The organism is Nocardioides sp. (assembly GCF_035429765.1).
Lineage (GTDB): Bacteria > Actinomycetota > Actinomycetes > Propionibacteriales > Nocardioidaceae > Nocardioides.
Genome location: NZ_DAOMFK010000085.1, coordinates 1 through 10,921 on the forward strand (window position 1 = coordinate 1; position 10,921 = coordinate 10,921).

General features: G+C 70.2%; 8 protein-coding genes. 2 read left to right on the forward strand and 6 right to left on the reverse strand.

Going from position 1 to position 10,921, the window contains the following annotated elements:
* The 6 genes from PLP61_RS09520 to PLP61_RS09545 form a co-directional block, all read right to left on the reverse strand.
* Positions 1-264 (reverse strand): RNA polymerase sigma factor (locus tag PLP61_RS09520; RefSeq protein WP_502889006.1); only part of this gene is annotated, 264 nt, incomplete at its 3' end.
* 65 nt (positions 265-329) lie between these two features.
* On the reverse strand, positions 330-1,055 hold the full coding sequence (gene narI / locus PLP61_RS09525) for a respiratory nitrate reductase subunit gamma (protein WP_324502421.1): 726 nt from the start codon (positions 1,053-1,055) through the stop codon (positions 330-332).
* Positions 1,052-1,744, reverse strand: coding sequence for a nitrate reductase molybdenum cofactor assembly chaperone (narJ, locus tag PLP61_RS09530; RefSeq protein ID WP_324502422.1), 693 nt, complete (start codon positions 1,742-1,744; stop codon positions 1,052-1,054). Before narJ ends, narI begins: the two co-directional genes overlap by 4 nt.
* 1 nt (position 1,745) lies before the next feature.
* Positions 1,746-3,389, reverse strand: a complete 1,644-nt coding sequence (narH, locus tag PLP61_RS09535) for a nitrate reductase subunit beta (protein ID WP_324502424.1) — start codon at positions 3,387-3,389, stop codon at positions 1,746-1,748.
* Position 3,390: 1 nt separating this feature from the next.
* Entirely contained in the window at positions 3,391-7,122 is a 3,732-nt protein-coding gene (locus PLP61_RS09540) for a nitrate reductase subunit alpha (RefSeq protein WP_502889007.1), read from the reverse strand.
* Complete coding sequence (locus tag PLP61_RS09545; protein ID WP_324502426.1) at positions 7,115-7,990, reverse strand: helix-turn-helix transcriptional regulator; 876 nt, start codon at positions 7,988-7,990, stop codon at positions 7,115-7,117. Before PLP61_RS09545 ends, PLP61_RS09540 begins: the two co-directional genes overlap by 8 nt.
* 171 nt (positions 7,991-8,161) lie before the next feature.
* Between PLP61_RS09545 and PLP61_RS09550 the strand changes: the two genes are divergently transcribed.
* Both PLP61_RS09550 and PLP61_RS09555 read left to right on the forward strand, forming a co-directional pair.
* A complete protein-coding gene (locus PLP61_RS09550) occupies positions 8,162-9,511 on the forward strand; it encodes an MFS transporter (RefSeq protein WP_324502427.1) in 1,350 nt (449 codons plus the stop codon).
* Between the two features lie 14 nt (positions 9,512-9,525).
* On the forward strand, positions 9,526-10,911 hold the full coding sequence (locus tag PLP61_RS09555; protein WP_324502428.1) for an MFS transporter: 1,386 nt from the start codon (positions 9,526-9,528) through the stop codon (positions 10,909-10,911).
* Positions 10,912-10,921: the final 10 nt, after the last annotated feature.

Below are 10,921 nucleotides of genomic sequence, written 5' to 3' on the forward strand. Positions count from 1 at the left end.
CGCCAGCCGGGCGGCCACCTGCTGCTGGCGGCGCCGGCCCCGCTCGGCGTTGGCCAGGCAGCCGCGCGCCACGGCGTACGCCCACGGCAGGGACGCGTCCCGCGGGACGTCGTCGAGCCTGCGCCACAGCACCAGCAGCGAGTCGGCCAGGACGTCGTCGGCGGTCGCCGGGTCGGTACGCCGGGCGAGGTAGCGGCGCAGCGGGTCGGTCACCTCGAGGGCGAGCGCCTCGAAGCGCGCCGCACGATCCACCACCTCCGCCACACCCACACCGTACGTCCCCGTCCTCGCCGTCCTCGGGAGGTCCGCGAGGCCGGTCTAGACCGTCCTCAGCCGACCCGCTCCCAGCCGCGCCGGGTGCCCCGGTTGCCCAGCTGCACGTCCCGTGAGCGGTAGACGATGTAGGGCCGGGCGACGTAGCCCAGCGGCGCGGAGAACACGTGCACCAGCCGGGTGAACGGCCACAGCGCGAAGAGCAGGCAGGCGAGCAGGGCGTGCAGCTGGAAGCCCAGCGGCGCGTCTGCCATCAGCGCGGGGTCGGGGTTGAAGGTGAAGATGCCGCGGAACCACAGCGAGACGCCCTCGCGGTAGTCGTAGTGCCCGGTGGCGTGCAGCCAGCTGCTCATCACGGTGTTCCAGATGCCCAGCAGGATCACCCCGCCGAGGACGACGTACATCGCCTTGTCCATGCGGGTGGTCGCGGAGAAGACCGGCCCGACGGTGCGTCGGCGGTAGATCAGCATGGCCAGGCCGGCCACGGCCATGAAACCGGCGACCAGACCGCCCACGACCGCGACCAGGTGGTACGCCGACTCGCTGATGCCGACCGTGTCGGTCCACGTCTTCGGGATCACCAGGCCGATGATGTGCCCGCCGACCACGCCGAGCATGCCGAAGTGGAACAGCGGCGAGCCGAGCCGCAGCAGCCGGTCCTCGTAGAGCTGCGAGGACCGGGTGGTCCACCCGAACTTGTCGTAGCGGTAGCGCCAGAAGTGGCCGACCACGAAGGTCGCCAGGCACAGGTAGGGCACGATCACCCACAAGAAGTTGTTCATCGCGGCGCTCCTACGGGGATCTGGGGGTCGATCAGGTAGGGCTGGAGGCCGACCTCCTCGGCCGGTGGCCCCTGGGCGATCAGCCGCTGCACGGCCTCGGCCTCGTCGCCGCGCAGCGCCGGCAGGGTCGCGCACAGGGCCACCAGGGCGTCGTGCCAGGGGGAGTCGGCCTCGGCCAGCGCCAGGCGCAGCATCTCGACACCGGCGCGGTGGTCCAGCAGCAGCCGCCACGCCGCCTCGGCGTCGACCGTCGCGCCGAACTGCAGCACCGCGCACAGGTGGTCGGGCAGCTCGTCGCCGTCCTGCTCCGGGTCGAACTCGACCCCGGCCTTGCGGTAGGCCTGCTTGAACTGCACCAGCGCCACCCCGCGCCGCCGCGTGTCGCCGTAGCCGAAGTACGTCAGGTACAGCGCGCAGCGCCGGGTGTGGTCGAAGGTGGCGACGTACTCCTCCTGGAGCGCGCGCAGCTCGTCCGAGCGCAGGTGGCCGACCAGCCGCCCCAGCGGCTCGGAGTACGTCGCGGGCAGCGTGCCGAGCACGCCGTCGAGCGCGTCGAGGTTCCCGAGCAGCTCCTCGGTCGGGTAGTCCAGCAGGGTCGAGCAGGCCGCCCACACCGTGCGCCGGTCCCGCATGCCCAGCGGGTGGACCCGCGCCGCCCGCTCCAGCTCGCTCCTCAGCCAGCGGGGCATCTCACTCCCCCTCCTTCGGCGGGAACATGCCCTCGGGCACGCCCTTGCCGTCCCAGTTGAGCAGGTTCACCCGGGCCTCCTTCGAGCTGCCGGCCAGCTGGTCGGCGGTCTGGCGCTCCTGCAGCATCCGGAAGTTCTCGGCCGCCACGGGGGTGAGCGACCCCGAGCCCTCCCCGAACAGCTCGCGCTGGCCGCCGCCGTACTCGCTGACGGGGCACTCGGTCGCGAGCTCCTCCAGCGCGTGCGCCTGCTCGGCGTGGGCGGCGGGGACGACGTAGCGCTCGCCGTACTTGGCCAGCGCCAGCAGCCGGAACATGCCGTACATCTCCTCCTCGGTCATGCCGACGGCGGCGGGGATGGAGGCGTCGGTCTCGCGGCCGAGGTTCACGTCGCGCATGTAGGAGCGCATCGCCGCGAGCTTGCGCAGCACCGCGTCCACCGGGGCCGTCTCCCCTGCGGTGAACAGCTTCGCGAGGTACTCCACCGGGATCCGCAGGGCGTCGATGGCGGCGAAGAGGTTCCCGCGGTCCTCGGCGTCGTGGCCGGTGTCGCGGACCACGTCGACCACCGGGGAGAGCGGGGGGATGTACCAGACCATCGGCATCGTGCGGTACTCCGGGTGCAGGGGCAGCGCCACCCGGTAGGTGTTGATCAGCGCGTGGACCGGGGACCGCTTCGCGGCGGCGATCCAGTCTCCGGGGATGCCGTCACGCTCCGCGGCGGCCTCCACGGCGGGGTCGTTCGGGTCCAGGAGGATCGACCGCTGGGCCTCGTAGAGGTCGGCGTCGTCGGCCGTGGAGGCCGCCTCGAGCACCCGGTCGGCGTCGTAGAGCACCAGCCCGATGTAGCGCAGCCGGCCCACGCAGGTCTCCGAGCAGACCGTGGGCAGCCCGACCTCGACCCGCGGGTAGCAGAAGGTGCACTTCTCCGCCTTGCCGGTCTTGTGGTTGAAGTAGACCTTCTTGTAGGGGCAGCCCGACACGCACATCCGCCAGCCCCGGCAGCGGTCCTGGTCCACCAGCACGATGCCGTCCTCGGCGCGCTTGTAGATCGCGCCGCTCGGGCACGACGCCGCGCACGAGGGGTTGAGGCAGTGCTCGCAGATGCGCGGCAGGTAGAACATGAAGGTCTTCTCGAACTCCATCTTCACCTTGTCCTCGATGCCCTTGAGGAGGACGTCGCGGGCGGCGTGCTCGGGCGACCCGCCCAGGTCGTCGTCCCAGTTGGCCGACCACTCGACGTTCATGTCCTTGCCGCTGATCAGCGACTTGGGCCGGGCCACCGGGAAGGTGTCGGTGGCCGGCGAGCTGGTGAGCGTCTCGTAGTCGTAGGTCCAGGGCTCGTAGTAGTCCTGGATCGAGGGCAGCTTGGGGTTGGAGAAGATGGTGAGGAGCTTCTTCCAGCGTCCGCCCGCCTTGAGCGCCAGCCGGCCGTTGGACTTGCGCACCCAGCCGCCCTGCCACTCCTCCTGGTTCTCGTAGGTGCGCGGGTACCCCAGGCCGGGCCGGGTCTCGACGTTGTTGAACCAGACGTACTCCGTGCCGGCGCGGTTGGTCCACGCCTGCTTGCAGGTCACCGAGCAGGTGTGGCACCCGATGCACTTGTCGAGGTTCATCACCATCGCCATCTGGGCCATGACGCGCATGTCAGTACTCCACCTTCGCCGTCCGCTTGCGGATCGTGGTCACCTCGTCGCGGTTGTTGCCCGTCGGCCCGATGTAGTTGAAGAAGTAGGCCAGCTGCGCGTAGCCGCCGATGAGGTGGCTGGGCTTGAGCAGGATCCGGGTGAGGCTGTTGTGGATGCCTCCGCGCTTGCGGTCCCGCTCGGTGAGGGGTACGTCGATCAGCCGGTCCTGGGCGTGGTGCATGTAGACCGTGCCCTCGGGCATCCGGTGGCTGACGATCGCCCGGGCGGCCACGACGCCGTTGCGGTTGACCGCCTCGATCCAGTCGTTGTCCTTCACCCCGATCTTGGCCGCGTCCACGTCGGAGATCCAGATGGACTGCCCGCCGCGCGACAGCGACAGCATGAACAGGTTGTCCTGGTACTCGGAGTGGATCGACCACTTGTTGTGCGGCGTGAGGTAGCGCACCGCGACGCTCAGCCCACCGGGGGCCCCGGCCGTCTCGCCGATGGCCGGCTCGCCGAACAGCGCGCCCATGTCGAGCGGCGGCCGGTAGACCGGCAGCGCCTCGCCCATCCCCAGCAGCCAGTCGTGGTCGAGGTAGAACTGCTGGCGCCCGGTGAGGGTGTGGAACGGCTTGCTGCGCTCGATGTTGATGGTGAACGGGCTGTAGCGACGTCCCCCGCTCTCCGAGCCCGACCACTCCGGGGAGGTGATCACCGGCACCGGCTGGGCCTGGGTGTCGGCGAAGGTGATCTGCTTGCCCTCGTGCTCGGCCGCCAGGTCGGCCAGCTGCGTGCCGGTGCGCTTCTCCAGGAAGTGGAAGCCCTGCGTGGCCAGGTGCCCGTTGGACACCCCGGCCAGGTGCAGGATCGCGTCGGCCATCTGCACGTCGGTCTCGAGCGTGGGCTGGCCGTCGCCGGCCCCGCCGTGGGCCACGCCGTTGCGCTGGCGCAGGATGTCCATCTCGCGCTTGACGTCGTAGGCCACGCCCTTGGTCAGCATGCCGACGGTCTCCATCAGCGGGCCGATCGAGGTCATCTTCTCGTAGACCGCGGGGTAGTCGCGCTCGGCGACCGCGAGCACCGGCAGGGTCTTGCCGGGGACCGGCTCGACCTCCCCCGTCCTCCAGTCACGGATCACGCCGTGCACGGTCGCCATCGCCTCGGGGGTGTCGTGCCACAGCGGCTTGGCCACGACGTCCTTGCGGGTGCCGAGGTGGTCGACGGCGAGCTCGGAGAAGCGCCGGGCGATCGTCTTCCAGGCCTCCCAGTCGGTCCGGGTCTGCCACGGTGGGTTGATCGCCGGGTTGAAGGAGTGGATGAACGGGTGCATGTCGGTGGTGTTGAGGTCGTGCTTCTCGTACCACGTCGCGGCGGGCAGCACGACGTCGGAGAGGATCGTCGAGCTGGTCATCCGGAAGTCGATCGTGGTGAGCAGGTCGAGCTTGCCCTCCGCCGCGCGCTCGGCCCAGACGATGTCGCGCGGGCGCTGGTGCTCGGCCGCCTCCTTCGCGGTGGCAGCGCTGTCCGTGCCGAGCAGGTGGCGCAGGAAGTACTCGTTGCCCTTGGCCGAGGAGCCGAGCAGGTTGGAGCGCCACAGGCTCAGCACCCGCGGGTGGTTGTCCTCGTGCTCGGGGTCCTCCACCGCGAAGCGCAGCGTTCCCTGCTTGAGCTGCTGGACGACGTACGCCGCCGGCTCCATGCCCGCGGCCGCCGCGTCGTCGGCGAGCGTCAGGCTGCTGCGGTCGAACGTCGGGTAGCTCGGGGTCCACCCCAGCCGCACCGACTGGGCGAGCAGGTCCATCACGCTCCGGCCGGCGAACACCCCGGTGCCCGCGTCGAGGTCGTCGGCGCTGAAGGTGTCGTAGCGGTACTGCGAGGTGTTGACGTACCAGTACGCCGTCTGGTTCATGTGCCGCGGCGGCCGGTGCCAGTCGAGCGCGAAGGCCATGTGCTGGAAGCCCATGATCGGCCGGATCTTCTCCTGGCCGACGTAGTGCGCCCAGCCGCCGCCGTTGCGGCCCTGGCAGCCGGTGATGCTGGTCAGCACCAGGATCGCGCGGTAGAGCTGGTCGGAGTGGAACCAGTGGTTGGTGCCGGCTCCGAGCAGGATCATCCCGCGCCCGTTGGTGTCGATGGCGTTCTGCGCCCACTCCCGGGCCAGCCGGACCACCTGGCTCGCGGGCACCGAGGTGTGCTCCTCCTGCCAGGCCGGGGTGGCGGGCGCGGACGGGTCGTCGTACCCGGTGGGCCAGCGTCCGGGCAGCCCCGCCCGGGCGACGCCGTAGTGGGCCAGCATCAGGTCCAGCACGGTGGTCACCAGCCGGTCGCCGACGCGCCTCACCGGCACGCCGCGCCGCTCGAAGGCCACGGTGCCGGCCGCACCGTCGAAGCGCGGGAGCAGCACCTCGGCCGACTCGGCCGCGCCGCCGGGCACGTCGCGCAGCGACAGGGCGGGGTCGATGTCGCCGAGCTCGAGGTTCCACCGGCCCAGGCCCTCCTCGCCGAAGCGGTGGCCGATCGAGCCGCCGGGGATGCGCACCCGTCCCGTCGCGGCATCCATCACCGCGGGCTTCCACATGGTGTTCTCGGTCCCGCCCTCGGGGTGGTCGACGTCGCCGGCGACGAGGTACTTGCCGGGGCGGTACGCGCCACCCTCGGCCTCCTCCAGGCAGATCAGGAAGGGCAGGTCGGTGAACCGCTTGTTGTAGTCGGTGAAGAACGGAACCTGCCGGTCGACGAAGTACTCCTTGAGCACGACGTGGCCCATCGCCATCGCGAGCGCCCCGTCGGTGCCGGGGGCGGCGGTGACCCACTCGTCGGCGAACTTGACGTTCTCGGCGTAGTCGGGGGCGACCGCGACGACCTTCTGGCCCCGGTAGCGCGCCTCGGTCATCCAGTGCGCGTCGGGGGTGCGGGTCATCGGGACGTTGGAGCCCCACATGACCAGGTAGCCCGCGTCCCACCAGTCGCCGGACTCCGGCACGTCGGTCTGGTCGCCGAACATCTGCGGGGAGGCGTTGGGCAGGTCGGCGTACCAGTCGTAGAAGGACAGCATCGGCGCGCCGATGAGCTCGAGGAACCGGGCTCCGGAGGCGTAGGACACCGGCGACATCGCCGGGATCGGGGAGAAGCCGGCGATCCGGTCCGGCCCCCACCGCTTGACCGTGTAGACGTGGGCGGCCGCGATGATCTCGGCCACCTCGTCCCAGGTCGCGCGGACCAGTCCGCCCTTGCCGCGGGCGGTCTTGTAGCGCCGGGCCCTCTCGGGGTCCTGCACGATCGCGCCCCAGGCGACCACGGGGTCGCCGTACTCGGCCAGTGCCTCGCGGTACATCTCCAGCAGCACGCCGCGGACGTAGGGGTAGCGGATGCGGGTCGGCGAGTAGGTGTACCAGGAGAACGCCGCGCCGCGCGGGCAGCCGCGCGGCTCGTACTCGGGCCGGTCGGCGCCGGCGGAGGGGTAGTCGGTCTGCTGGGCCTCCCAGGTGATGATCCCGTCCTTGACGTAGACCTTCCACGAGCACGAGCCGGTGCAGTTCACCCCGTGCGTGGACCGCACCACCTTGTCGTGGCTCCACCGGTCCCGGTAGAACACGTCACCCTGCCGGCCACCCTGCTTGAAGAGGGCGCGCTTGTCCTCCGACACCGCCGCCTTGGTGAAGAACCTCCGGGCGCCGATCAGGGCGCTGGAGACCGGGCCCTCGAGCACGGGAGTCTGCCCTGCGGCCTTCACATCCTGCTCAGTCACGCCTGATCTCCTCCTCATCGGTGGAACCGGTGCTTGGATCCATACTGCTGGCTCGTCGCGTGGCCGTCGACCCGGCCCCCACGGCCGGGGGTACGCCGAAGTCCGCCGTGGTCGTGATCGTGGCCAGACAGCGGCCCGGCGCGACGAAGGGGCGCAGCGTCACCTCGGTCTCGGTCTCGCCCACCGCGTCCATCGCCCCGCGCAGCAGCCCGCGGTGCACCCCGCAGACGACCTCGGGCTTGGTCTCGGCCAGCGCGAGGAAGGGGCAGTCGACCAGGGTGAGCTCCGCGGTGTGGCCGCCGTCGGTGGTGCGCAGCTCGGGGACGTAGCCCCAGCGGGCGAGCAGGTCGACGGTGCGGCCGACCTTGCCGAGCCAGGATCCGACGCTGTGGGCCGGCTCCTGGTCGCCGGGGCCGACCTCGGCGTGCCCGGCCGCCCAGCGCCAGCCGGCCTGCTCGGGGGTCAGCGGGACGCCGTTCTCGTCGCCCTCCCACGCCTCGGCGAGCAGCTCGGCGAGCGCCCGGTAGGCCTCGGTCTCGGTGGTCCGCGCCATCGAGCCGGGCATGAACCGGTAGACCTTGCGCGGCCGCCCCACCCGACCGGCGCGGAACTCGCTCTCCAGGAGCTGCCCGGCGACCAGCTGGTCGAGGTGGAAGCGCACGGTGGTGACGTGCAGGTCGAGGCGGTCGGCCAGCTCGGCCGCGGTGAGCCCCGGGAGCCGCCCGCTGCCGTCCCGCTCGGTCGGCAGGTTCGCGAGGAGGTCGACGATCTCCCGGCGCACGGGGGAGTCCAGCAGCGCCGTCACGCCGCCGGCCGGGGAGGTCGGCGACCAGCGCCCGGACCGCGGTTTCATTGAAAGGTCATCCATCCTCTATATAACCCTGAAGGCTCACCATGGTACGCCGCGACCCGCCCTGTCAACTGTGGTGAACCCCACGGCATGGCGACCAGAACCCCGGTGGCGTCAGGGATTTGGGTGGTGGTAGCGTCCGGCTGTTTAGTGGAAGCACGTTCCTCTTTATGAGAGAAGGGCGGGCGGATGACCCCCCAGGACGAGGCCGCGGCACCGGGCCGGACCCGCGTGCTCACGCTGTCGACGATCGGCTTCACGCTGCTGTTCGCGGTGTGGCTGATGTTCGGCATCCTCGGCAAGCCGATCAGCAAGGAGTTCGACCTCAGCGAGGTCCAGCTGTCCTGGATCATCGCCGCGGCCGTGCTCAACGGCGCTCTGTGGCGGCTGCCGGCGGGCATGATCACCGACCGGATCGGCGGCCGGAAGGTGATGACCTACCTGCTCGCCTCCTCGGCGATTCCGGCGTTCCTGGTCTCCAAGGCCGACTCCTACGTGATGCTGCTGGTGCTCGCCTTCTTCGTCGGCTTCGCCGGCAACTCCTTCAGCTCCGGCATCGCCTGGAACTCCGCGTGGCAGCCGCGCGAGCACCAGGGCTTCGCCCTCGGGGTCTTCGGCGCAGGCAACGTCGGCGCCTCGGTCACCAAGTTCATCGGCCCGCCGATCATCGCGGGCACCGCCGGCGCGACGTACGCCTTCGGCATCGAAGGCGGCTGGCGGCTGGTTCCCGTGGTGTACGCCGTGCTGCTGGTGGTCATGGCGGCGCTGACCTGGTTCATCGCCCCCAGCCACGACCGGATGCCCGGCCGTGGGCAGCCGCTGCGCGAGCAGCTGGCCCCGCTGCGGCACCTGCGGGTGTGGCGGTTCAGTCTCTACTACGTGGCCGTGTTCGGCGCCTACGTGGCCCTCGCCGCCTGGCTCCCGACGTACTACATGGACAACTTCGACGTCAGCCTGCAGACCGCGGCGTACCTCACCGCGCTCTACATCTTCCCCGCCTCGCTGCTCCGGCCGGTGGGCGGCAGCCTGTCCGACCACTTCGGGGCCCGGCGTGTGATGTACTGGACGTTCGGCTCCATGCTGGTCCTCACCGGGATCTTGATGATGCCCAACGGACACCTCGTGATCGACAACGCCGACGGGACGCAGAGCGAGCACCTGCCCTACACGATCGGGCTGGTGCCCTTCACGCTCCTCGTCTTCCTGCTGGGTTGCGCGATGGGCATCGGCAAGGCGGCGGTGTTCAAGCACATCCCGGAGTACTTCCCCGACAACGTGGGCTCGGTGGGCGGCCTGGTCGGCATGCTCGGCGCGCTCGGCGGGTTCTTCCTGCCGCCGCTGTTCGCCTACACCAAGGCATGGTCGGGCTTCCCGTCCAGCACCTTCTTCGTGCTGTTCCTGCTGACCGTGGTGTGCGCGGTGTGGATGCACGCGACGGTCGTGCACATGCTGCACAAGGAGTCCCCCGACCTGGCCCGTCACATCGAGAGCCCCCACCCCGAACGGGCCGAGCCTGCCTCGGTCACCACCGACGCCTGAGGAGGCGCGCACCGATGACAACCGCAACCAAGAGCGAGTGGCTCGAGGCCTGGGACCCCGAGAACGAGGCCACCTGGGACAAGGGCCTGGCGTGGAAGACGCTGTGGGTCACGACGTTCTGCCTGCTCCTGGCGTTCGTCGCCTGGTTCCTGCCCAGCGCGATCATCCCCAAGCTCAACGCGTTGGGCTACACCTTCTCCGACAACCAGCTCTACTGGATGGCCGCGATGCCGGGCCTTTCCGCGGGGCTCTTCCGTCTGGTCTGGATGGTCCTGCCGCCGATCCTCGGCACCCGGAAGCTGGTGTCGCTGACGACGCTGCTGCTGATCTTCTCCACGCTCGGCTGGGGTGTCCGGGTCCAGTCCCCCACGGCGCCGTACTGGGAGCTGATGGTGCTGGCCTTCCTCGCCGGCATCGGCGGTGGCGCGTTCTCCGGGTTCATGCCGAGCACCTCGTACTTCTTCCCCCGCAGCAAGCAGGGCACCGCGCTCGGGCTGCAGGCCGGCCTGGGCAACTTCGGTGTCTCACTCGTCCAGCTGCTGACCCCGATCCTGATCGGCCTGTCGTGGCTGGCGGTGTTCGGTGACAGCCAGACCATGACCACCGCGGGCAAGCCCGACAAGGAGGTCTACTACCAGAACGCGGCGTTCGTCTGGATCCCGCTCATGCTGATCGGGGCGGCGATGGCGTGGACGATGCTGAAGTCGGTGCCGGTCAAGGCGAACATCAGGCAGCAGTTCGACATCTTCTCCAACACCGACACCTGGCTGATGACGCTGCTCTACATCATGACCTTCGGCACGTTCTCCGGGCTGTCGGCACAGTTCGGCCTGCTGATGAAGAACCTGTACGGCGCAGGCAACGCCGACATCGTCAAGGGCGCCGGTGAGACCGCCCAGGTGCTGATCAGCGGCTACGCGGTCCCCGACCCGCTGAAGTACGTCTTCCTCGGCCCGCTCGTCGGCGCGGCCGCCCGGGTGGTCTTCGCCCCGCTCACCGACCGGTACGGCGGTGCGCGCTGGACGCTGGTTTCCGGCCTCGGGCTGATCGCCTCGATCACTTTCACGATGACCGCGCTGGTGCCCGACACCTCCTCGGCCTCGTCGCTGGAGAGCGGCTTCGACCGGTTCCTGTGGGGCATGCTGGCGATCTTCCTGTTCGCCGGGATCGGCAACGCCTCGACCTTCAAGCAGATGCCGATGATCTTCGAGCGGCGCCAGGCCGGCGGCGTGATCGGGTGGACGGCGGCGATCGCGGCGTTCGGGCCGTTCTTCTTCGGCATCGGCCTGGTCTACATCGGCCCGCGGGCCTTCTACGCGATCGGCATCGCCTTCGCGGTGATGTGCGTGGTGATCACCTGGGTGCGCTACGCCCGGCCGGGTGCCCCCAAGCCCAGCTGACCCGTCGCAG

What these genes read in the sequence shown, in the direction of transcription:
- narI (WP_324502421.1), bottom strand. Translation starts at nt 1,055, where the DNA reads ATGAACAACTTCTTGTGGGTGATCGTGCCCTACCTGTGCCTGGCGACC.
- narJ (WP_324502422.1), bottom strand. Translation starts at nt 1,744, where the DNA reads ATGCCCCGCTGGCTGAGGAGCGAGCTGGAGCGGGCGGCGCGGGTCCAC.
- narH (WP_324502424.1), bottom strand. Translation starts at nt 3,389, where the DNA reads ATGCGCGTCATGGCCCAGATGGCGATGGTGATGAACCTCGACAAGTGC.
- PLP61_RS09545 (WP_324502426.1), bottom strand. Translation starts at nt 7,990, where the DNA reads ATGGATGACCTTTCAATGAAACCGCGGTCCGGGCGCTGGTCGCCGACC.
- PLP61_RS09550 (WP_324502427.1), top strand. Translation starts at nt 8,162, where the DNA reads ATGACCCCCCAGGACGAGGCCGCGGCACCGGGCCGGACCCGCGTGCTC.
- PLP61_RS09555 (WP_324502428.1), top strand. Translation starts at nt 9,526, where the DNA reads ATGACAACCGCAACCAAGAGCGAGTGGCTCGAGGCCTGGGACCCCGAG.